The following is a 20,249-nucleotide window of genomic DNA, read 5'->3' on the forward strand; positions in this document are numbered from 1 at the left end:
GTTAGTCCTTAATCACATTCTGACGATTAGAGCGGCAAATCAGCGCCCAGAAATTCATATCGCAAATCAGCGCTACGCGCATTTCCGCCGTAAAACGACAGCCAAGCTTATTTGACTTGCCGACAGACCGCCGACGCTTGCGCATTAACTTGCGTACGTGTGCCGCCTGCACTTCAACCTGACGATGCCTTGAGGCATAAACACCCTTAGGGGGTATCTTCCGAGCCTGTTTCTGATAAGCGGTTAACAGGTCGTGTACGTCTGTAAATTTAGCCATGCTCACTCTCCTTTACCGGCTGCGGCGGCGCTTAGTTTGGTGTTCACGTCTCCTTCAAAAATAGGCAGCACACCAATTGCAGCGGCCCAGTTTTTAGCTAGCTCAGGGTCAGATGTCTCGTCGGTGTAGTCTGATGCTCGCCAACCAATAATTCGCTTCTGGTCAGGAAGGTCAGAATTTCTCTTCTCTGATGATTGCCCTAACGCATTAAGAAGCGTTCGTATCTCCTGCTGCTGAGTGGCTATGGTTGAGTCTTTTGCTTCCAGCTCATCCAGCAGCGCCTCCGTGCAGGCATTCCATGCATGCCACATGTAGGTATAATGGGGTCCGGGGTAACTACCGTCTTCATTGCGGTGCTTTTTAAGGATCCCCCACGGAAGAGCTCCAGATTGCTCAGCCCACTGTTCAAAGGCCTCGCGTGTTTTTTCTTCCTGCGCCTGTTTGTCGATGTTGCTCATTGGGCGGCTCCTTTGCGAATGCTTGCTGCGTACTCTCTTGCTCCAGCCGCTTCGTTGCTATAGCCGTTAAGTTCCATATGGATGGCTAATTGCTGCACACCGCTGGCCCGCACTTCAGCCAGGAAAGCGTCTGTCGCCGGGGTTTCTACACACTGCATTTCCTGCAAAGTCTGCATGTCCATGAAATCGCCGTCAGGCTCAGTGATGGTTGAGTTATATGCCGAGTAAACCTCTGACGCTTCATGTACCAGTTCAGCGGCTTTAGACTTCAGCCCCGCATTCTCCGCAGCCAGCGCCGCGCACTTGGCTTCACCTTCAGCCACGCCAGCCTGGTACGCTTCGAACATGTTCTGCGTCATCTCGTACACAAAGCTTCTGTCGTCTTCCATCGCTGGCGAGCAGCCGTTGTTGTTCTTGGTAAACCACTCGATAAATTTCTGTTTCATACCCCTACCCTCCCCCAAACCATCAATACTCGCTTCATTGCCGCGCTATTGCGGCACTCCTGGAAAATTCCGTTGGTGCAGCTGCGTGCGGTGCCGTCCTGCTCTTCGGGCGTCGCCAGGCGATAAGTCACCGTTCGCCATACCTTGCTCACGCGCACAATCTTGCGGGCCCGCTCCAGATCGATAGCGTTCTTCGTGATGCAGTTGATGGTCATGCCGCACTCTGTGGCCACATCCTTCGCGGTGAAGGTCCGGTGCGTTTCGAGATAACGCAGAATTGCCTGTTTGCCTTTCATCGTCTTAGCACTCATAGTCAGCCTCCTGTTGCATCTGGCCGCTGTAGGTGAAATCTACCGGGTCCAGGCCTGAGTAGCGGCTGCTGAAGTGGTAGGTCTTTTCTGCCCCCGGCGCATGGCGGGACTTCACACAGATGATTTCGGTGATGCCTTTCAGTTCGGTGTTTTCGTTGTACTTCTCATCCCGGTAAACCATGAAGATCACATCTGCTTCCTGCTCAATGACGCCAGACTCTCGCAGGTCTGCGGCAACGGGACGCTTATTAGCGCGCTGTTCAAGGTTTCGGTTCAGCTGGGCCAGAGCGATGACCGGGCAACGCAATTCTTTCGCCAGGTTCTTCAGGCCAGTGGCGATCTCCCCTACACTGCGGTTCATGTTCTCCGGGTCTGACATCCGCATTTTCTGAAGATAATCGACGATGACCACGCCCAGGCCGCCCAGCTTCTTGCTCATTCTGCGCGCTTCAGCACGCACCTGGTGAACGCTCAGGGATGGCTTGTCATTGATGTAGATTGGAGAGTCGATGAACTCCTTCATGCAGTGACTAACCTTCCCCCATGCCTCGTCCATTTTCCCGCTAACTTTGCTCAGCAGATCTTCTTTGCTTACCCGCGCCCGGTGGAAAGCGACTCGCTCAGAGATTTGTTCCACTGGCATTTCGAGACTGAAGAACAGCACCGGCTTTTTGTTTTTCAGGCCTACGGTTTCTGTCACTGTGGTGCTAAACATGGTTTTCCCCATGCCAGGGCGTCCGCCAACGACGATAAAATCCGTATTGTTGAATCCTCCGAAAGCGCTATCGATGGTCGACATACCCAGCTCTGTTTTGTATTTCCAGATGTCGCCATTGATGATCGCCTGGATTGTTTCCAGCGACATGTCGATGCCAGTGGTGATGTGTTCAGTTCCGTAGTCAGCGCTGTGCTCAATTCCAGAGATGTCGGCCTGAATGTTGCCAATGATGTCTGCGATACCCTCGGTCGTTGGTTCAGAAAGCTTCTGGATCCCGACCTGTAACGCCAGGGTCATACGGCGACCAAGGTACATTTCACGTAGCTTTTCGCAGTAGGCTGCCAAGTTGGCGAAAGAGGGAGTGTTTTTGCTGCATTCAGCCAGGTAAGCGAATCCACCTGCGCTCTCCAGCGCCCCAAGCTGCTCAAGGTCACTGGTCAGGGTGAGCAGGTCTATCTTCACCCCGGACTCGTTCATGCGCTTGTAGGAGCGAAGAGTCACCTTATGCTGCGTTGCCGTAAAGTGGTCTTCAGTCAGCCCCTCAATCGCATCGGTAGCCATGTCCGCACCCTCTGGGCGACCTGCTGCAAGCATTATTCCGCCGATGACGGCCTGCTCAACGTATAAATCAATAAAACGGCTCATGCTTTCACTCCCTTGCGCTCACGGTGCTCGTTGATGGCCTGCTCGTAGACAGATCCCCAGTTCTTCGGATTCAGTATCCAGTCGAGAGTCAGCCATGGCTGATCGCCTCTGGTGCCGAACAGGGAAGACTTGCTAATCAGCTCGAAGGCCATTCCCATGTGCTTCAGTTCTCGCCAGTTGCCCTGGGTGGTTTTGCCGTTCCACACAGCTTCCAGGTCTCGATAGGCCGGACGGCGACGGTTCCACTCATGCAGTGAAACGGCCTTCGAAGGGAATTTTTCATTCCAGAGCTTGATGATCTCTTCGTGCGGACAGGCTTTCGGGTTGCTTCCATTACCATCTGCCCATATCAGGGCGTCTGACAGGTATCCATCAAAGCGGGTCATACGGCACAGGTTCTCTGGCTTGAAGCTGTGGCCCCAGTTCACATGGGCCCAGCGGATAACCAGTTTCAGCTCTTCAGCGGTGTAGCACTGGTCTTTGCTCTTCACCGTGGAGAGAGCTTTCTCGAAAGGCGCCAGCGCAGCACAACGACTACCCGTTAGCTCGTTGAAGTAATCCATCACCTCCTGAGCGAGTGAGTTTTCCCCCTGGGGGGATTTAGGGGGATCTTTTCTTTCTTTCTTTTGAATAGTTTCTTTTGTGTTTAGCTGAGTTGGCTTATTGGTATTAGCTGACTTGGCTAATGTTTCATTAGCTGTTTCGGCTAATGATTTGCCATTTTGGCTAATGCTGAAATTCCAGTCAGAAATCACCTTATTCACCCCGATCGCAAGGCCGTTGGTAACGATGATGTTCATCGCAATCATCTCGTTCTTGGCCTTGCAGACATGCGTATGGTGAATACCGGTCATCCCTGATATCTGTGTATTGGTAATGCGGTCAAACTTTTTCCCGAACCCGTAGGTTTTGCGGATCACCGCCAGAACGACCTTCAGCTGGCGAGCCGTTAAATCAGCAGCCATAACCGCTTCCAGCAGCTCGTTAGCGATGCGGGTATACCCATCATCGATATCTGCCACCTGACGCTCCACGACCGATACAGACGGTCTGAAAGGTATTACTTTTGCGAGGTTACCCACGGCCACTCTCCTTACGTTTCAGTTCTTCCAGGATGGCGCGCATCTTCTCTGCCACAATCGGATTAACCGAGCGGATGAAGCGGTCGCGGGTTATGTTTTTATGTACAGCGGTATGGTAATAGCGTGGATTTTTTGCCATTATTCCTCCTGCAATGAGTGCACACGATTTGCATCTGAAGGCCAGTTCTGTTCGCGCAGACTGGCTTTCGCCATTTTTGAAACTTCCCATCACATAACCCCCAGCATCGACGTCACCATCGTCATCAGCGGGCCTACCTGCTCAGGCATAAGGCGAAACAGCGACGCTATACCCTCGCTTACCTCTTTCAGCTTTTGATGCTCTGGAGCGTCCAGGAGCACGGCCTGTTTAGCTTCAGCGCACTCTTTCATCGCAGAGGCGATCAGCGACATCGTGTCGTTCTGCGGCGCCAGGCGGTTGCGGTACTCCAGTGGCAGGACGGCCATGATTGCCGGTGTCAACTGGCGCACGTTCTCGCGGTACTGCTCGGAGTCGAAGCGGTTATCCAGAAAGCGGAACAGCTTCTGCCGCGCCCGGCTGATGTCTTCCGGAAAGCTTATGTAGTTCCCGCCCTGCTCCCGGTATTCGTTGATGATCAGCGCCGAAACGACGTCCTGATTGTCCAGCGCCGACGACCATGCCCGGACCGCATCGCGGATCTTTTCGTGGTCTGGCGCCGCCTTAGGTTGAGCGCGGTTTATCACCGCTCCCGGGTGTATTCCGGTATTGTGTTGATACGCAAGTGAATGCATTGCTTTCCCTTTCGTTGTTAAGGCCGCCGTTAAGCGGCATTGTTGTCGGCCGGTGACGGAAACAGCGTCGGCAAGTCAGGGCGAATCTGGTATGCCTGAATCTCGCCACCAGTTGCTTTTACGATGCTGTTCACATGCTCCGGAGAAACCTTCGCTTTGTTGTGTAGCCACTTGTAAACCGCCTGCTGCGACACTGCGCACGCTTCACCAAGGGCTTTTTGAGAGCCGACAATGGTGATAGCGGTTTTAATGGTTGGGTTCATAACAACCTCCGTAGTGAATATGAATGAAGAATAAAACTATGGTTGTATTTAGTCAACAACCATTTTCGTTTGATGGAATAAAACCACGGTTGTACATTTAACCTTATGAAAACGACACTTGCTGGAAGACTGAAAGAAGCACGCGCGGCACGAGGCCTGACACAAAAGGCGCTCGGGGATCTCGTGGGTGTTAGCCAGGCGGCTATTCAGAAAATTGAAACAGGAAAAGCCAGCCAGACCACCAAGCTTGTGGAAATTGCTAACGCGCTCGGGGTAATGCCTGATTGGCTCAGCTCTGGAGAAGGGGCGATGCTTAATGACGGAAAGCAATCAGGGGCAGCTTTATTAACTAATGCAGCTTCGGACGTATTCCGCGTAGACGTTCTCGACCTCACTGTTAGTGCGGGACCGGGATCATTCATGATTTCTGAGTTTGTAGAAGTTCTGCATGCTATTGAGTTCACAAATGAGCATGCCCGCGCCCTCTTCGGCAATCGCGCACAGCATGATGTGAAGGTGATGACTGTAGACGGTGACAGTATGTGTCCAACGATTCAGTCTGGTGATCGCCTCTTCTTCGATGTGTCAGTGAGGAACTTCAAGGTTGACGGAGTATACGCATTTGTCTTTGGGCAGCACTTCCATGTTAAGCGTCTGCAAATGCAGGGCCTGCAATTAGCCGTGCTTTCAGATAACCCGGCTTACAAAGACTGGTATGTAACAGAAGAGAATCAGGACCAGCTCTACATCATGGGAAAAGCGCTGATCCATGAATCGATAGCTTACAACAAACTGTAGCAGTGGCCTGATGAGGTGTTTGGGTGATAAGAGAATATCTGATAGTAGGCGTGGTTACTTTGCTCTCGGTTGTTGCGATCGTGCTTATGGTGGCCTGATGAGACGTTTGGTTAAGGATGGCGAATTTTTCATACAAAACAATTACACTGTATAAAAATTCAGATTAATAAACCCCACTCCTTGACATTTACATTTTTATCTATTTTTTGAGTTGCCTAAAATCACCTATAGGGTAAACTTCACTTAAGCTCCTATATGAGAGCTTCTGAGGAGATACAAAATGAAAACCTTACGTTGCATGGCCTACCAGCAGAACGGCGTTTACGTAGCTGCGTGTTTAGACCTGTCATTGGCAGCGCAAGCAGATACCATGCAGGACGCCGTAAAAAAACTGGACGAACAGATTAAAGACTTTTTCACTGAAGCACTATCAGAACCGGAATATGCAAAACAATTACTTAGCCGTAAAGCACCGCTATCTATGTGGCTAAAGTATTGGGTGATCGCCTTTCAGGTCTTTGTCAGAAAACGAGGTGAAGCAAAGCTCTTTGCTGAACCTTGTGATGCTCATGCTTAGGACTGCATTACATGTTCTTGAAAAAGCTTACCCCTTTGAAATACGACGAGGTAATCAGAGGGCTTAAGAAAATGGGGTTTGAAATGAAACCCAAAACAGGAACCTCTCACGAACAATGGGTTCTCAAGAACAGCAAAGGGAAATGGGTGGTTACAGTTGATAAGCATCACGCCCCATTTTCCAGAGATTTGATAAAATCCATGGCTAAACAAGCCGGGCTGAAAGATCGCCACTTTCACGCATTATGCAGAGGTGACGCTACGCTTGAAGATATAGGATTTCAAATCACCAGCTAAAACCCGGCCACCGCGCCGGGTTTTTATTTACCCTTCCGGACCATCTCAGCCGCATCCCGTAACATCCCTTTGTGAATCACGTTCCCGACGGCTTTACGCTTCCCTTCCAGAAATCCCACAATGTTGTCCTTGTTAATCTCAATCCCGTTGTAAACCAGCTCGAACACCACACACCCAACCTCTCCAGCCATGAAGGCTATCCGGTCATCTGCAAGCTCATCACGATCCATAGCCACCTCCTGATGTTTTTTCAAACATACCATCATCGGAGCTAAAAATAAATTTCGTTTAAAAACAACCAAATAAAACCACATTAATCATTAATACAACTATTGTTGTTGACGATAAAACAACTATGGTTTTTAATAAGCCCATCGAAACGAAACATCGACAGCTGAGCGAAGTTAGCCAGCGGCGAAGTTGAGATTCGGTCAGTCGAACGGCGCGACAGTAAACCATGCGTCGGACCATAGGCGGGCTCAGGAGGAGCGGCAATTATGGCTAAACGATTTACCAGCATCTCTTTACGAGGGGCTGATGGTAAATAACCAGAGGGGTGTGTATGGCAGATAAAAAAACGGCGCCACTACTGCTTAACGTAGACGCCAGTGAGGTGCTTACTCAGACCGGGGAGCTTTTAAAGCTACTAGAACTTCCAGCCAGTTCCTTTCAGGGAATTCCTGAGCATGTCGTCGAGCTGTTTTTTGACCGTGTCCGTGGCCTGATTGACAACATCGTCCTTAGTGATTTCGCGACCACAGTCAGCACAACTGACGCCGGTGAAATTTATCTCAAAGTCAAAATCATCGGGCTGGTTGAACATCTCACTTCCGCAGTCAGGGCACACGGTCAGCATGGTTTGCATGAATATATCCTTTCTACTGTTGGGGAGATTAAAGAGTAAGCGATTTCTTGCTGTTGGGGAATAGCGGGAAAGCGCGCGCCGGGCGCGGATAAATACCCCGGCAATAACTGGAATGTTTTGTAGTGGGGTGTGGCTGGGCCTGCATGGACTGATCACCCATGAAAACTTCGGTTCGAATCCGGAGCACTCCACCACAAAGCATTTCTCCCGCATCAGCGGGTAACGACAGAGGGTAAGGCGATGGCAATAGATGCGACGTTAAAAGTTAAGCAAATTAACTCTATTAACCCATACGGCGACGGATGGAATAGGCATATGGAAATCGATATCGACAGTATCGAGTTAGTTGAATGTGTTAAGCCGGAAGAAATTATTTCTGAGTACACGGCGGCATCACTTCTTGATGCAATGGATGAATCTGATGTGGTTCGCTGGCTTGAAAACGAAGGTTACACAGTGACAAACGACTAACCCGCTCCGGCGGGTTTTTTATCGGTCATACATAGGCAGATTTTCGAGTCTGCCCATTTATGACAACCGGCGGCCATCCACCGCCCATTAGCGCAGAAGTCTTTTAACGTTCAGCGGCCCGGCTTAAGGGCGGAGATGCTTATGTCAAAACATTGTGAAAATTGCGGATGCGCAATCCGATCCGGATATTGCACAAACTGCCAGGAAGAAGCGTATATCGCGTTCGTTCAGGCCCCTGAGATGGAATTTAGTGAAGAGTTCTTGCGTGAAGCATTCCGTCAGGACTCCGAGGCAAATCGCCGGGAGGTATCATGACAGTCACCCACAACGGAAAGCAGTACACCGCCAAAAAGCTCAACGATAACGAGTGGCAACTGACGTCGGTATCGGCACCGCGGGAAAAACTGGTTCTGAACCGCTGGCAGATGCATATCGCTGGACTCCTGGAACAGGTAGAGGTGAAGGTATGATCAATCACTACGGAACCACTCCGCTCATTCGCCAGTGCGTCACGCCAGGCATGATGGCATTGCATGAAGGCCGAACCTATCGCGTCTCAGCAGTCATTCAGGAGCGCAAATGGGTATATCTCCACACTGATGCAGAAATCATCCGCCTCAGTGACTGCGTGATTGACGTCCTTCTGGACGGTCACGGCAACCCTATCCAGCACTAACCACCCTATTCAACCGATCGGCCTGGCTTTTTGCGGGCGGGATCTGCACATCCAAATTTCAGGAGAAACCATGAGCGAAGTAACGGATTTAGTCGTCATTGAGAAACAGAACGCAATGGCGGTATTCACCACCAAAGAGCAGCTCGACCCGATTATTGAGGCGATCGAGAAAGAAGCTCGCAGCCTGGTGCCGGATGTGTCGACCCGCAAAGGCCGCGACGCTATCGCATCCATGGCGCATAAGGTTGCCCGTTCCAAAACTTACATCGACAACGCCGGTAAGGATCTGGTTGCTGAGCTTAAAGCCCTGCCGAAGCAGATCGACGAAAGCCGCCGCATTGTGCGTGAGCGGCTGGACGCGCTGAAGGATGAAGTAAGGCGCCCACTAACCGAATGGGAAGCCGAGCAGGAACGCATCAAGGCTGAAGAAGCCATGAACGCGATGCACGCCGAAGCGCTGGAAATGAACATCAAGTTCGATCAAGAGCTGGCAGCCAAGTTCGAAGCAGACCACGAAATGGCTCTGCTGATGAACAAGGATTTCGACCGTGACCGCGAAGAGCAGCGCCGCCTGGCGGAACAGGCTCAACGCGAGCACGAAGAGCGCATCAAGCAGGAAGCGGCAGAGCAAGCCCGCCGCGATGCAGAAGCGAAGCACAAAGCGGAGATTGAAGCCGCAGCGCGCCGTGAAGCTGAAGAGAAAGCACGTGCAGAGCTGGCTGTACGCCAGCGCGTCGAAGCGGAACAGCGTGCAGCTCGCGAGAAGCAGGAGGCGGAAGCCCGGGCGGAACGCGAAAAAGCCGCGGCAGTGGAAGCTGAGCGCCTCAAGGCAAAACAGGCAGAAGAGAAACGTCTGGCCGAAGAGAAGCGCATCGCCGATGAGCAGGCAAAGCGTGAAGCTGATGTGAAACACCGAAAGACGGTCGGAACCAACATCGTCAACGCGCTCACCAGCCACACCAGCTTAACCCGCGAACAGGCTATCGAAGTGCTCACCGCACTGAAAGATGACCTGATCCCCTGCGCGAAAATCCATTATTGAGGTGAATCATGAATATCACATGCGAGTGCGTAGACATGCGCACGTCCGTCGGCCCCCACAACACCATCAAAGTTGAGATGGAAGGCGTTGTGCTGGCCGGCACCGTTAAAACCCGTGACGTTCTCCCCCAACTCGACGGCGCAGAAGTCATCGAGTGGCTGGCTGAACAGGGTTACGTCATCACTCATCAGGAGCGCGCAGCATGACGGCCGCAGAACGGTGGGATGAAGAGTCACTCCTGCGCCTTATGCACGACGTGATACCGGAAAAGCCGGAGAACGACAACGAGCCAGTCAACCTGGCCGCCGAGCGGCAGAACCCGATCATTAGTTGGGATGAATTTGCGGGGAACTACACATGACAGATAAGAAAGTATACGCCGCCATTAGCGGCGTTGCTTCAGCGCTTGCTGAGAAGGGTATCAGCAAAGAAAGGAAGCAAGGGAGTCAGGTCAATTACGCGTTTCGTGGTATCGACGACATTTACAACGCGCTGGCCCCGGAGTTGGTCAAAAACAAACTCCTGATCCTACCCCGATACACCGAACGCACCAGCGTCGAGCGAACCAGCAAAAATGGCGGTGCGCTGTTCTACATCACGGTTCGTGGCGACTTCGATTTCGTCAGCACCGAAGACGGAAGCATCCACACCGTCACCACCTATGGTGAAGCGATGGATAGCGGCGACAAGGCCACAAACAAGGCCATGTCGATAGCATACAAATACGCGGCTTTTCAGGCGTTTTGCATCCCAACTGAGGAAACTGCAATCGACGCGGATGCCGAAACCCATCAGGTGCAACCGGCAGATGCCGATCAAATTCTCGCTGAATTTACTCAGTACGCCAGTACTGAAAACGACAGCAAAAAATTGCAGGCGCAATACGCGACAACATGGTCACGTCTGAATGGTTTTGCTGATCACCAGGCTAAATGCAAAGACGTCACCGGCATTCGACTAAAAGAACTTAAACAGGCGGCTTAAATGGCTATTAACACAATCACAGTGTCAGGAAATGTCGGTAGAGACGCGGTACTGCGCGTCACGCCAAACGGGAAACACATCGCCTCGTTTTCACTCCCGGCAAAATCTGGGTTTGGCGAGAATGAGAAGACATCATGGCTGAATTGCAAGATGTTCGGGGCAATGGCCGAGAAGCTCTCTGGCGCGATTGTTAAGGGAGCAAAGGTTGCTGTTACTGGCGAGTTTGTAATTGAGGAGTGGACTAAGCAGGACGGTTCGCAGGTGCAGACACCGACAATCCTGGTACGGGATATCGATCTCCCACCACGCGGCACGCCAGGAAATGATAACCCCCGTCAACAGGTATCATCGCATCCACAACACCAACGGCAACAACGCTCACCGGCACCACAACATCAACCAAGCGAACCACCAATGGACTTCGACGACGACATACCCTTTTGAATCATCTCCCGGTCAGGAGAAACCAATGAACAAATTTACCCCCGAATATCGAAAACATCTTCTCCGGCCAATCCCTGACCGGAAACTTAGCCCGCAAGAACGCGCCGATCGCAAAGAGCTTTACCAGATCATCCGTGAGGAGCGTGAGAACGATACATCACCGGAAAAACCATCGACTTACAGGCCATGTGATCCATATCTGAATGACAACCGCAAAGGTCTTGGCGGTGCTTCAAGGAGTGACTAATGACTCACGCTCACGACGACATCAGGGTTGGCACTCTGTGCCTTCCCTTCATTGGTAACGGCTGGCTAATGCCATGGGGTGAAGTGGTCCGCAATCCATTAAAGGCGCAGCGGCTCGCTGAGGAATATCGGGAAAGGCAGGAGGCGGCATGACAACGAAATACTCACTTCTGTATGTCGATCCACCATGGTCTTACGGCAATACCATCAGCAACGGGGCCGCTGCCGACCACTACTCCACCATGAAGCTCATCGACATCAAGCGCCTGCCAGTGTGGGAACTTGCCGCCGAAAACGCGGTGCTGGCGATGTGGTACACCGGCACGCACAACCAGGAGGCCATCGAACTGGCTGAGGCCTGGGGATTTACCGTTCGCACGATGAAAGGCTTTACCTGGGTGAAGCTGAACCAGAACGCCGAACTGCGCATCAACAAGGCGATGGCCGAGGGTGAAATCACCGACTTTTACGACTTCCTCGATCTGCTTAACGCCGAGACGCGCATGAACGGCGGCAATCACACCCGGGCCAATACAGAAGACCTGTTGATTGCCACCCGCGGCGCCGGGCTGGAACGAAAGCACGCAGGGATTAAGCAGGTGGTCTACAGCCCGCTCGGCGCGCACAGCGAAAAGCCGTGGGAAGCTCGCCACCGGCTGGAACTGCTCTACGGCGATGTGCCACGAATTGAGTTATTCAGCCGCAGCGCGGCGCCAGGCTGGCATCACTGGGGAAATCAGGCTGAATCACCGGATGTTGAGCTTTTTCCAGGTAACATCCAGCCCATCTTCAAAGACGGATGGAGGGCAGCTTGATGCACACGACGCCAGAAAAAGACAACGCCATCCGCGCCGCCTGCCGACGCTGCACCGAAGAAATCCAGCATGCCATGCGCAAGAAGCCAAAGCCAAACTGGAACGAAACGGTGCCTCCCATCATCAACAAGCATCACAAGAAAATTGAAGCTCTGGGAGTTAGCCTCCTGGAGTTCGTCGTCAAAACTGGCCGCCTTAACGGGCGGTTTGGAGCTGAACAATGACAACAAAAAAATGGGGTCATAACGAGCTTGCTCATGACCTTGCAGAACATTTGCGCCAGAACACAGCGCGCATCTGCTGGGAGGATATGCAGCTTGGGCCCGCCGGAACGTGCCGACCTGATGTCTACTCTATTGCTCACAGCTACAGCAAGTTCTGCCCAGTCGTCTATGAGGTTAAAGTCAGCGTAGGTGATTTCCGGGCTGACGTTACAGCAGGCAAATACACCAAATACTTCAGCTATGCAGGTGGCGTTGTTTTTGCAGTTCCTGAAGGCATGCTCAAGAAAAGCGACATCCCAGATGGTTGTGGCTTGATGATCCGGAAGGAAACTGGATGGCATACCCTCAAGGGGCCGACAATGCGCCAGATTGATAACCTACCTCGCGACGCCTGGATGAAGTTGCTTATGGATGGCATGACGCGACAGGCAGAGAGAACCCAAATAAAAAGTCGCGTAATCAACACCTACCTAAGCGAACAAAAACTTATGAAGCGACATGGCAGCGAAATCGCCGATCTTGTTTGTCGAGCGCATCGGTCGAAGGAGCGGCTTGAGCAGCAGGTTAGGGATAACGATGAAAGGCTGAAGAACCTGCGCCAGGAAAGTGAGGAGGAGATGCAACGCCGACGTAAGCGCCGGGAGGAATCGGAGGAAAGGTTAACCGACGCTCAGCAAGGTCTGGCGAAAGCGCTTGGCCTCGACCCGAATGTCCCTATCTATGTACTGACAAGGACGCTATGGGAAGCAATGCGCCGACTGACCGAGGATGAAGAGATAAAGAGGTTGCGAGGAATATTGTCCAACCTTGAGCGCACGCTGAATGATGGTCTGAAACCATTACCCGGGGAGAACGCCGCATGAACAAAGCCTCGCCCGTTGATTTGAGAAAAAGCATCGAAATCGCCAACCACCTGGCGCACATCGGGATTCGCTTTGTGCCGATCCCGGTGGCGACCGAAGAAGAATTCCAGGCGCTGGCCGCCGAGCTATCTCGACGGCTTGAGCAGATGGCAGTCGAAGCCGAGAAGAATGAAGGCGGTGCAGCATGAGGGCACTAATCACCAGGTCGCTAAAGCGGCCTTTTTTATTGATGGCGTTCACCTTCAACCGAATTAACCGACAGTTCCGGGAGCATTGAATATGGCTCGCTACAAATTCACAAACCGTAAGGCTCGCATTGAGAAGAAATTCAGCACTGAAGCGATGCGTCTGCTGATTGCACTCATGCCTAAGCAGTACCCTCCAGAGGCATTCACGCTTGATGAAGGCTATTTCGCTGGGATGGATTATCAAGAATGGCAGGTCTGCGAGGTAGATTACTGGGGTGAGGCAAAAAGCTGGGATGCTTTTTACCTGTTACACGATGCCCTCATCCTACAAACGACCGACTGGGAAGGAATGAGTCGAGCGGATGATGCTGAGTATTCTGGCGGAGCGCTAATCGATAGAACCCCCTTCTACTCTCCATGGCGGCTTGGCATCGTCAACCGCGCTCAAATCATTAGGCATTGCCGACAGCTTGTTTCTGCTGGCATCAACTGGGACGCATAACATGGCCGATATCATCGATACCGCAGCAGAGATTGAAGAGCTACAGCGTAACGCAGCCCTTTCCGCTCACCGCATCGACCGTAATGCCGTATCAGCTGAGCATTGTGAAGAATGCGACGAACCAATTCCCGAGCCGCGCCGCGCTGCCGTTCCCGGATGCCAGACGTGCGCGGAGTGCCAGGGTGTCATCGAACTGAGGAATAAGCAGAGAGGGCTGTCATGAATAACAGAAAAGCCCGTCGGCTTATTGGCGCTCACATTAATAACACATATCGAATCAGCAATAGACGCTGGTTGGTATGGGGTAGCAACTGGCCTTTTGTTTGGGAGCACGCAAAGTCATCACCACGGCAGAAAAGAAAAGCTAAAGAAGTTGCTGCTTACCGAGAGGAGTTTAAGCGCAGTCAGGAGCAAGCCAATGTTCAGGATAATCCAGCCTAATACCTGGTACGCCGATCCCCACGGCGCGCCCTGCAAAATCCTCCGCGCTACCCACGAAGTAATCCACTACATCCGCAACGGTCGCACCTGCATCGCCAGCATAGGCCGCTTTCAACACGAATTCGAGCCGCTGACCAAAGCACAGGCTGAGCGGATCGCCGAAGAAATCGAAACAGCAGAACACCTGAAGAAGCTGCGCGCCCAGCGTGCGGCATGAGGAGAGATTATGGGGAAGATGACGTTCGTATTCGAATATGAGGACGGCAAGGAGCCGCCAGTCAGTGCCGGAATGGAGTTTATGGGCGGGAAGATTGTTGCAGCGGCTTTTCGTGATGCTCTCGAAGAGCCAGTGGTGTGTGACGAGATAGTGCCCAACCCTGAATGGCTTGAAAAAAGCCTCAGCCGGTTATGACGCAACTGATAGCCAGTTATGAGCTGGCTATTGGGTGCGAAAGCACTGCTCCGTTATCCCTTTTGCCCGGTACGCCGGGCTTCTTTTTTGCCTGGAGAAAACCATGAGCGACATTATTCAGTTGGTACCGAATAAATGGGTCACAGAGGAACTTTTAACTGCGACAACCGGCATGTCAAAGCACATGATTCAGCATGCTCGCCGGTCTACCTGGATGGAGGGAAAGCATTATCGCCATGTTGCCCCTGATATGGCACCTAAGCAAAACAGCCCAATCATGTATAACCGCGATGAGATAAACCACTGGATCGAGCACCAAAGCCCAGCGAAACGCCGGAGAATATCTGCTTAAATGTCCTTTGGCACATCAAACGAGGAATGATTATGGCAGCATACCCAACAGGCGTAGAGGTTCATGGCGAATCGTTACGCATATGGTTCATATATCAGGGGAAGCGTGTCAGGGAAAATCTCGGCGTTCCTGACACGCCAAAAAACAGGAAAATGGCAGGCGAACTTCGGGCTTCAGTCTGCTTTGCGATAAAGACAGGCACATTCAATTATGCCTCGCAATTCCCTGATTCATCGAACGCAGAGAAATTCAGCACTGTCAGAAAGCAAATCTCACTACTTGAACTGAAATCGAAATGGCTTGGGCTTAAAGAGATGGAGCTTAGCCTCGGGACGTTGAGGCGTTACGATTGCCACCTCACAACCACTATCGAAACAATTGGTGAGCACAGGTATATCGGCAGCCTGAACACTGAAGATATCCTTAGTGCCAGGAAGGAGCTACTGAACGGCTGGCAGAAGACCAGACATGGTCTAAATCATCCACCCAAAAAGGGAAGAAGCGTTCCTACAGTCAATAGCTATATGGCATGCCTAGGCGGGATGCTGAGCTTTGCTTTCAAAAGTGGCTACCTGAAAACCGATCTGATGGCAGGTATTACCCCTCTCGCAAAAGAAAGACCCATTCCAGATCCTCTTACTTCTGATGAGTATCAGAGAGTGGTTGCGGCCTGCCCAACGCTACAGTTTCAGAATATGGTTATCTTTGCGGTAAATACAGGCGTCAGGCATGGCGAACTAAGCGCGTTATCCTGGGAGGATGTGGATACTGTCAACTGGACTGTTACAGTGTCACGCAACTATTCCCTGAAGGGAAACTTCACCCTGCCAAAAACCAACGCCGGGATTCGAACAATACAGCTGACCCAGCCAGCAATTGATGCACTCAAGGCGCAAATGCCACTGACCAGAATGATGGCATCCCACAAGGTAAGCGTCAGCCTACGGGAATACAAAAAAAAGAGAACCGATGAATGCACCTTTATATTCTCGCCGTCCATTACTTCAATGAACGGTAAGAAGACGATGTGCTACGTCCCAGGATCCATTAATTCAGCCTGGCGCACTGCCCTGCGTCGTGCAGGCGTCCGACAAAGACGGTCTTATGAAACCAGGAACACATATGCGTGCTGGGCACTGGTCGCCGGAGCGAACCCAAATTTCGTTGCGCACCAGATGGGCCATTCGTCAGCGCAAATGCTATTCACGGTTTACGGTAAATGGATGACCGAGAATAACCATGACCAGGTGGGCATTTTGAACGCATCATTTACTCAAAATGCCCCACTGATGCCCCATAGAAAAACCGCATAACCTTAACTATCTGATTTAACATATTAATACCACCTCAATCATGATTCATCTGGATGAGCAAGGTCGGCTCTTTTGCCTTTAGCTTCCTGCCGGTAATGTTCTGTATCGCCATTCCTCTGGGTCTGGCGCGCGAAAACAAAGGCGTGGCGGCGTTTGCGGGCTTCGTTGGCTATGCGGTCATGAACCTTGCGGTTAACTTCTGGCTGACCGCCAAAGGGATCCTGCCCACGACCGACGCGGCGGTACTGAAAGCCAATAACATTCAGAGCGTGATTGGAATTCAGTCCATCGATACCGGGATCCTTGGAGCCGTGATCGCGGGAGTGATCATCTGGATGCTGCACGAGCGCTTTCATAACATCCGCCTGCCCGATGCGCTGGCCTTCTTCGGCGGCACCCGCTTTGTGCCAATCATTACGCTGGTTGTGATGGGTCTGTTTGGTCTGATCATCCCTCTGATTTGGCCGGTTTTTGCCATGGGGATCACCGGTATTGGCCGCATTATCAACGGCGCGGGTGATTTCGGCCCGATGATTTTCGGTACGGGTGAACGTCTGCTGCTGCCATTTGGTTTACAGCACATCCTGGTTGCCCTGATCCGTTTTACTGAAGCAGGCGGCACTATGGACGTTTGCGGTCATTCCGTTAGCGGCGCGCTGACCATCTTCCAGGCCCAGCTGAGCTGCCCGACCACGCACGGCTTCTCTGAAAGTGCGACGCGTTTCCTCTCTCAGGGTAAAATGCCTGCCTTCCTCGGCGGCCTGCCGGGCGCTGCGCTGGCGATGTACCACTGTGCCCGTCCGGAAAATCGTCATAAAATTAAAGGCCTGCTGATCTCCGGCGTGATTGCCTGCGTGGTGGGCGGTACGACAGAACCTATCGAGTTCCTGTTCCTGTTCGTGGCACCGGTACTGTACCTCATCCACGCCGTACTGACAGGCCTGGGCTTTACCGTGATGGCTGTGCTCGGTGTGACCATCGGTAACACCGACGGTAACGTGATTGACTTCGTGGTATTCGGTATCCTGCACGGCCTGTCCACCAAGTGGTATCTGGTGCCGGTTGTGGCCGCCATCTGGTTCGCGGTTTACTACGGGATCTTCCGCTTCGCCATCACCCGCTTTAACCTGAAAACGCCTGGCCGCGATACCGATACGGCCACCAGCGTTGAACAGGCAGTGGCCGGTACCGTTGGGAAATCCGGATATAACACGCCGGCTATTCTGGCGGCGCTGGGCGGTGCGGATAACATTACCTCTCTGGATAACTGCATCACCCGCCTGCGTTTGTCGGTGGCGGACATGTCCAAAGTGGATACCAACGCACTTAAAGCTAACCGGGCTATCGGCGTGGTACAGTTAAATCAACACAATTTGCAGGTCGTCATTGGCCCGCAGGTACAGTCAGTGAAGGATGAGCTGGCAACCCTGATGCGAACCGTCGAAGCCTGATGCCTCGCCCCCCTCGTCATGAGGGGGTTTTACTTTACGGAGCACCGTCATGTTTGATTTTTCTACCGTCGTGGATCGACACGGCACCTGGTGTACCCAGTGGGATTATGTCGCTGACCGTTTTGGGGCTGCCGACCTGCTGCCCTTCACCATCTCTGATATGGATTTCGCCACCGCTCCCTGTATTACCGATGCGCTGCACCAGCGCATCAACCACGGCGTGTTTGGCTACAGCCGCTGGAAAAATGACGAATTTCTGGCTGCCGTGGCGCACTGGTTCCGGCAACGCTTTAACAGTCAGATTGATACCGAAACCGTAGTGTATGGGCCGTCGGTCATTTATATGGTCTCGGAGCTGATCCGCATATGGTCCGCGCCTGGCGACGGTGTGGTGGTTCATACCCCGGCTTACGATGCCTTTTATAAAGCGATTGAAGGCAACCAGCGTACCGTTGTTTCCGTGCCGATGCAGAAAACGGCGCGTGGCTGGGACGGCAATATGGCCGCGCTGGAAGCGGCGCTGGCAAAACCGGAAAACACGGTTCTGCTGCTGTGTAGCCCGCAAAATCCGACCGGCAAAGTCTGGACGCGGGAAGATCTGGCCACAATTGCAACGCTTTGCAGCCGTCATGATGTGGCGGTAATCAGCGACGAAATTCATATGGACATGGTATGGGGCACGCATCGCCATACCCCGTGGAATGAGGTTGCACGCGGTAAATGGGCGCTGCTGACCTCCGGTTCCAAAAGCTTCAATATTCCGGCACTGACGGGCGCCTGGGGGCTTATCGCCGATGACGACAGCCGTAACGCCTATCTGAATGCCTTAAAAGGGCGGGACGGACTCTCTTCCCCTTCCGTGCTGGCGCTGACCGCGCACATTGCTGCTTACCGGCAGGGCGAACCCTGGCTGGACGCGCTGCGGACCTATCTCGAAGAAAACCTGCGCTACATTGCTGACGAACTGAATGCTGCATTTCCGACACTCAACTGGCAACCGCCAGAGGCCACCTATCTGGCCTGGATTGATCTCAGCCCACTCGGTATTGATGACAATACGCTGCAAAACGTGCTGATTGAACAGCAAAAAGTGGCCATCATGCCGGGATATACTTATGGGGATGAAGGTAAAGGCTATGTTCGACTGAACGCGGGCTGTCCTCGCAGTAAGCTCGAACAGGGCGTTCAGCGCCTTATTGCGGGTATCAACACTCTGCTGTAAATAATTTGCGCAACGGAATATTCCCTTGCGCAAATAGCTTTTTCCCCCGTTTTGTTTTTATAATATGGCGCACTTTAACCAGCAAAGAGTGCGACCATGATTGATACACGCCTGCCTTTAACTGATATTCACCGCCACCTCGACGGGAACATTCGTGCCCAAACTATTCTCGATCTTGGTCGCCAGTTCAATTTAACGCTTCCTGCCGAAACGCTTGAAACCCTGATCCCCCATGTCCAGGTGACGTCGAACGAGCCGGATCTGGTAAGTTTTCTGAGCAAGCTTGACTGGGGCGTGAAGATGCTGGCCTCGCTCGATGCCTGTCGCCGTGTCGCCTTTGAAAACATCGAAGATGCCGCTCGCAACGGCCTGCACTATGTCGAACTGCGTTTCTCTCCGGGCTATATGGCGATGACCCACAGTCTCCCCGTAGCGGGCGTGGTTGAAGCGGTCATTGAAGGCGTGCGTGAAGGCTGCAAAACCTTTGACGTTCAGGCGCGTTTGATCGGCATTATGAGCCGTACCTTCGGTGAAGCGGCCTGTCTTCAGGAGCTGGAAGCGTTACTGGCGCATCGCGACCAGATCACCGCCATCGACCTGGCCGGTGATGAGTTGGGCTTCCCGGGCAGCCTGTTCCTGTCTCATTTCAACCGCGCACGTGATGCAGGATGGCATATTACCGTTCATGCTGGCGAAGCCGCGGGGCCGGAAAGCATCTGGCAGGCCATTCGTGAACTGGGTGCGGAACGTATTGGTCACGGTGTGAAAGCCATTGAAGATCGCGCGCTGATGGATTTCCTCGCCGAACAACGTATTGGAATCGAATCCTGCCTGACCTCCAATATTCAGACCAGTACAGTGGCGTCGCTGGCGCAACACCCACTGAAAACCTTCCTTGAACACGGGGTGCTGGCTTCACTGAACACGGACGATCCGGCGGTTCAGGGCGTGGATATTATTCACGAATACAACATCGCCGCGCCGCAGGCCGGGCTGAGCCGCGAGCAGATCCGTCAGGCGCAAATCAACGGGCTGGAGATCGCCTTCCTGACGCCTGAAGAGAAACAGGCGCTGCGCGATAAAGTTGCTCAGTAGT

General features: G+C 52.6%; 36 protein-coding genes and 1 pseudogene. 27 read left to right on the forward strand and 10 right to left on the reverse strand.

Going from position 1 to position 20,249, the window contains the following annotated elements; all coding sequences use genetic code 11:
* Nucleotide 1 precedes the first annotated feature (1 nt).
* The 9 genes from IPZ49_RS04955 to IPZ49_RS04995 form a co-directional block, all read right to left on the reverse strand.
* Nucleotides 2-277 (reverse strand): hypothetical protein, encoded by a 276-nt coding sequence (locus IPZ49_RS04955; RefSeq protein WP_032621566.1) that lies wholly within the window; start codon nt 275-277, stop codon nt 2-4.
* Nucleotides 278-279: 2 nt separating this feature from the next.
* The gene (locus IPZ49_RS23100; protein ID WP_227754057.1) at nt 280-735 is read right to left on the reverse strand and encodes a hypothetical protein; all 456 of its coding nucleotides are present in this window, start codon (nt 733-735) and stop codon (nt 280-282) included.
* The gene (locus IPZ49_RS04965; RefSeq protein ID WP_074174306.1) at nt 732-1,181 is read right to left on the reverse strand and encodes a hypothetical protein; all 450 of its coding nucleotides are present in this window, start codon (nt 1,179-1,181) and stop codon (nt 732-734) included. The genes IPZ49_RS23100 and IPZ49_RS04965 overlap by 4 nt, the downstream gene beginning before the upstream one ends.
* Nucleotides 1,178-1,492 (reverse strand): protein ren, encoded by a 315-nt coding sequence (locus IPZ49_RS04970; protein ID WP_074174307.1) that lies wholly within the window; start codon nt 1,490-1,492, stop codon nt 1,178-1,180. Before IPZ49_RS04970 ends, IPZ49_RS04965 begins: the two co-directional genes overlap by 4 nt.
* Nucleotides 1,482-2,855, reverse strand: coding sequence for a replicative DNA helicase (locus IPZ49_RS04975; protein ID WP_063932793.1), 1,374 nt, complete (start codon nt 2,853-2,855; stop codon nt 1,482-1,484). The genes IPZ49_RS04970 and IPZ49_RS04975 overlap by 11 nt, the downstream gene beginning before the upstream one ends.
* Nucleotides 2,852-3,877 (reverse strand): replication protein, encoded by a 1,026-nt coding sequence (locus IPZ49_RS04980; RefSeq protein ID WP_237766685.1) that lies wholly within the window; start codon nt 3,875-3,877, stop codon nt 2,852-2,854. Before IPZ49_RS04980 ends, IPZ49_RS04975 begins: the two co-directional genes overlap by 4 nt.
* A gap of 52 nt (nt 3,878-3,929) precedes the next feature.
* On the reverse strand, nt 3,930-4,076 hold the full coding sequence (locus IPZ49_RS04985; protein ID WP_015571544.1) for a hypothetical protein: 147 nt from the start codon (nt 4,074-4,076) through the stop codon (nt 3,930-3,932).
* An 89-nt stretch (nt 4,077-4,165) separates the two neighbouring features.
* On the reverse strand, nt 4,166-4,708 hold the full coding sequence (locus tag IPZ49_RS04990; protein WP_057060256.1) for a toxin YdaT domain-containing protein: 543 nt from the start codon (nt 4,706-4,708) through the stop codon (nt 4,166-4,168).
* Nucleotides 4,709-4,737: 29 nt separating this feature from the next.
* Complete coding sequence (locus IPZ49_RS04995; RefSeq protein WP_003859811.1) at nt 4,738-4,971, reverse strand: helix-turn-helix domain-containing protein; 234 nt, start codon at nt 4,969-4,971, stop codon at nt 4,738-4,740.
* A gap of 105 nt (nt 4,972-5,076) precedes the next feature.
* Between IPZ49_RS04995 and IPZ49_RS05000 the strand changes: the two genes are divergently transcribed.
* From IPZ49_RS05000 to IPZ49_RS05010, 3 genes are all read left to right on the forward strand, one after another.
* Nucleotides 5,077-5,769: a helix-turn-helix transcriptional regulator gene (locus IPZ49_RS05000; RefSeq protein WP_015571542.1), complete on the forward strand. Its 693-nt coding sequence runs from the start codon at nt 5,077-5,079 to the stop codon at nt 5,767-5,769.
* A gap of 280 nt (nt 5,770-6,049) precedes the next feature.
* The gene (locus IPZ49_RS05005; RefSeq protein ID WP_045265468.1) at nt 6,050-6,346 is read left to right on the forward strand and encodes a DUF1902 domain-containing protein; all 297 of its coding nucleotides are present in this window, start codon (nt 6,050-6,052) and stop codon (nt 6,344-6,346) included.
* An 11-nt stretch (nt 6,347-6,357) separates the two neighbouring features.
* Entirely contained in the window at nt 6,358-6,642 is a 285-nt protein-coding gene (locus IPZ49_RS05010) for a type II toxin-antitoxin system HicA family toxin (protein WP_045265467.1), read from the forward strand.
* 23 nt (nt 6,643-6,665) lie between these two features.
* Here IPZ49_RS05010 and IPZ49_RS05015 read toward each other — a convergent pair whose 3' ends face one another.
* A complete protein-coding gene (locus IPZ49_RS05015; RefSeq protein ID WP_063932795.1) occupies nt 6,666-6,872 on the reverse strand; it encodes a hypothetical protein in 207 nt (68 codons plus the stop codon).
* Nucleotides 6,873-7,204: 332 nt separating this feature from the next.
* Between IPZ49_RS05015 and IPZ49_RS05020 the strand changes: the two genes are divergently transcribed.
* The 24 genes and pseudogenes from IPZ49_RS05020 (at nt 7,205) to add (ending at nt 20,248) form a co-directional block, all read left to right on the forward strand.
* Entirely contained in the window at nt 7,205-7,546 is a 342-nt protein-coding gene (locus IPZ49_RS05020) for a hypothetical protein (protein ID WP_063932796.1), read from the forward strand.
* Nucleotides 7,547-7,747: 201 nt separating this feature from the next.
* Nucleotides 7,748-7,978 (forward strand): hypothetical protein, encoded by a 231-nt coding sequence (locus IPZ49_RS05025; protein WP_023330696.1) that lies wholly within the window; start codon nt 7,748-7,750, stop codon nt 7,976-7,978.
* 311 nt (nt 7,979-8,289) lie between these two features.
* A complete protein-coding gene (locus tag IPZ49_RS05030; RefSeq protein ID WP_023330205.1) occupies nt 8,290-8,448 on the forward strand; it encodes a hypothetical protein in 159 nt (52 codons plus the stop codon).
* Nucleotides 8,445-8,654 carry a cell division protein FtsZ gene (locus tag IPZ49_RS05035; RefSeq protein ID WP_000607101.1) on the forward strand — a complete coding sequence of 70 codons (210 nt, stop codon included), beginning with the start codon at nt 8,445-8,447 and terminating at the stop codon, nt 8,652-8,654. Before IPZ49_RS05030 ends, IPZ49_RS05035 begins: the two co-directional genes overlap by 4 nt.
* Nucleotides 8,655-8,724: 70 nt before the next feature.
* Nucleotides 8,725-9,696 carry a hypothetical protein gene (locus IPZ49_RS05040; protein WP_063146023.1) on the forward strand — a complete coding sequence of 324 codons (972 nt, stop codon included), beginning with the start codon at nt 8,725-8,727 and terminating at the stop codon, nt 9,694-9,696.
* 8 nt (nt 9,697-9,704) lie between these two features.
* Nucleotides 9,705-9,902 carry a hypothetical protein gene (locus tag IPZ49_RS05045; RefSeq protein WP_001303341.1) on the forward strand — a complete coding sequence of 66 codons (198 nt, stop codon included), beginning with the start codon at nt 9,705-9,707 and terminating at the stop codon, nt 9,900-9,902.
* Nucleotides 9,899-10,057, forward strand: a complete 159-nt coding sequence (locus IPZ49_RS05050) for a hypothetical protein (protein WP_159426872.1) — start codon at nt 9,899-9,901, stop codon at nt 10,055-10,057. The genes IPZ49_RS05045 and IPZ49_RS05050 overlap by 4 nt, the downstream gene beginning before the upstream one ends.
* Complete coding sequence (locus IPZ49_RS05055; RefSeq protein ID WP_045281528.1) at nt 10,054-10,680, forward strand: ERF family protein; 627 nt, start codon at nt 10,054-10,056, stop codon at nt 10,678-10,680. The genes IPZ49_RS05050 and IPZ49_RS05055 overlap by 4 nt, the downstream gene beginning before the upstream one ends.
* Nucleotides 10,681-11,124 carry a single-stranded DNA-binding protein gene (gene ssb / locus IPZ49_RS05060; protein ID WP_063146024.1) on the forward strand — a complete coding sequence of 148 codons (444 nt, stop codon included), beginning with the start codon at nt 10,681-10,683 and terminating at the stop codon, nt 11,122-11,124. It abuts the gene before it with no gap.
* A gap of 25 nt (nt 11,125-11,149) precedes the next feature.
* Entirely contained in the window at nt 11,150-11,371 is a 222-nt protein-coding gene (locus IPZ49_RS05065) for a hypothetical protein (RefSeq protein WP_048339497.1), read from the forward strand.
* The gene (locus IPZ49_RS05070; protein ID WP_000148437.1) at nt 11,371-11,523 is read left to right on the forward strand and encodes a DUF1317 family protein; all 153 of its coding nucleotides are present in this window, start codon (nt 11,371-11,373) and stop codon (nt 11,521-11,523) included. Before IPZ49_RS05065 ends, IPZ49_RS05070 begins: the two co-directional genes overlap by 1 nt.
* Nucleotides 11,520-12,185, forward strand: coding sequence for an MT-A70 family methyltransferase (locus IPZ49_RS05075; protein ID WP_063146025.1), 666 nt, complete (start codon nt 11,520-11,522; stop codon nt 12,183-12,185). Before IPZ49_RS05070 ends, IPZ49_RS05075 begins: the two co-directional genes overlap by 4 nt.
* On the forward strand, nt 12,185-12,409 hold the full coding sequence (locus IPZ49_RS05080; protein WP_063932797.1) for a hypothetical protein: 225 nt from the start codon (nt 12,185-12,187) through the stop codon (nt 12,407-12,409). The genes IPZ49_RS05075 and IPZ49_RS05080 overlap by 1 nt, the downstream gene beginning before the upstream one ends.
* Nucleotides 12,406-13,272: an MmcB family DNA repair protein gene (locus tag IPZ49_RS05085; RefSeq protein WP_063932798.1), complete on the forward strand. Its 867-nt coding sequence runs from the start codon at nt 12,406-12,408 to the stop codon at nt 13,270-13,272. The genes IPZ49_RS05080 and IPZ49_RS05085 overlap by 4 nt, the downstream gene beginning before the upstream one ends.
* Complete coding sequence (locus IPZ49_RS05090) at nt 13,269-13,460, forward strand: DUF1382 family protein (protein ID WP_063932799.1); 192 nt, start codon at nt 13,269-13,271, stop codon at nt 13,458-13,460. Before IPZ49_RS05085 ends, IPZ49_RS05090 begins: the two co-directional genes overlap by 4 nt.
* 91 nt (nt 13,461-13,551) lie before the next feature.
* Nucleotides 13,552-13,962, forward strand: coding sequence for a hypothetical protein (locus tag IPZ49_RS05095; protein WP_063932800.1), 411 nt, complete (start codon nt 13,552-13,554; stop codon nt 13,960-13,962).
* Nucleotide 13,963: 1 nt separating this feature from the next.
* Nucleotides 13,964-14,185, forward strand: a complete 222-nt coding sequence (locus IPZ49_RS05100) for a TraR/DksA family transcriptional regulator (protein WP_063932801.1) — start codon at nt 13,964-13,966, stop codon at nt 14,183-14,185.
* Between the two features lie 195 nt (nt 14,186-14,380).
* Nucleotides 14,381-14,620, forward strand: coding sequence for a DUF4222 domain-containing protein (locus tag IPZ49_RS05105; protein ID WP_063932802.1), 240 nt, complete (start codon nt 14,381-14,383; stop codon nt 14,618-14,620).
* A gap of 9 nt (nt 14,621-14,629) precedes the next feature.
* Nucleotides 14,630-14,815, forward strand: coding sequence for a hypothetical protein (locus IPZ49_RS05110; protein WP_063932803.1), 186 nt, complete (start codon nt 14,630-14,632; stop codon nt 14,813-14,815).
* Nucleotides 14,816-14,918: 103 nt separating this feature from the next.
* Complete coding sequence (locus tag IPZ49_RS05115; protein ID WP_022650951.1) at nt 14,919-15,167, forward strand: excisionase family protein; 249 nt, start codon at nt 14,919-14,921, stop codon at nt 15,165-15,167.
* A 32-nt stretch (nt 15,168-15,199) separates the two neighbouring features.
* On the forward strand, nt 15,200-16,480 hold the full coding sequence (locus tag IPZ49_RS05120) for a site-specific integrase (RefSeq protein ID WP_022650950.1): 1,281 nt from the start codon (nt 15,200-15,202) through the stop codon (nt 16,478-16,480).
* Between the two features lie 44 nt (nt 16,481-16,524).
* Nucleotides 16,525-17,931 (forward strand): annotated as a pseudogene (malX, locus tag IPZ49_RS05125) (maltose/glucose-specific PTS transporter subunit IIBC); the annotation flags it as partial.
* A 49-nt stretch (nt 17,932-17,980) separates the two neighbouring features.
* On the forward strand, nt 17,981-19,153 hold the full coding sequence (locus IPZ49_RS05130; protein WP_063146031.1) for a MalY/PatB family protein: 1,173 nt from the start codon (nt 17,981-17,983) through the stop codon (nt 19,151-19,153).
* A gap of 96 nt (nt 19,154-19,249) precedes the next feature.
* The gene (add, locus tag IPZ49_RS05135; RefSeq protein ID WP_022647922.1) at nt 19,250-20,248 is read left to right on the forward strand and encodes an adenosine deaminase; all 999 of its coding nucleotides are present in this window, start codon (nt 19,250-19,252) and stop codon (nt 20,246-20,248) included.
* The last annotated feature ends 1 nt before the right edge of the window (nt 20,249 follow it).

Source organism: Enterobacter cloacae complex sp. S2, assembly GCF_015159675.1.
Classification (GTDB): domain Bacteria; phylum Pseudomonadota; class Gammaproteobacteria; order Enterobacterales; family Enterobacteriaceae; genus Enterobacter; species Enterobacter intestinihominis.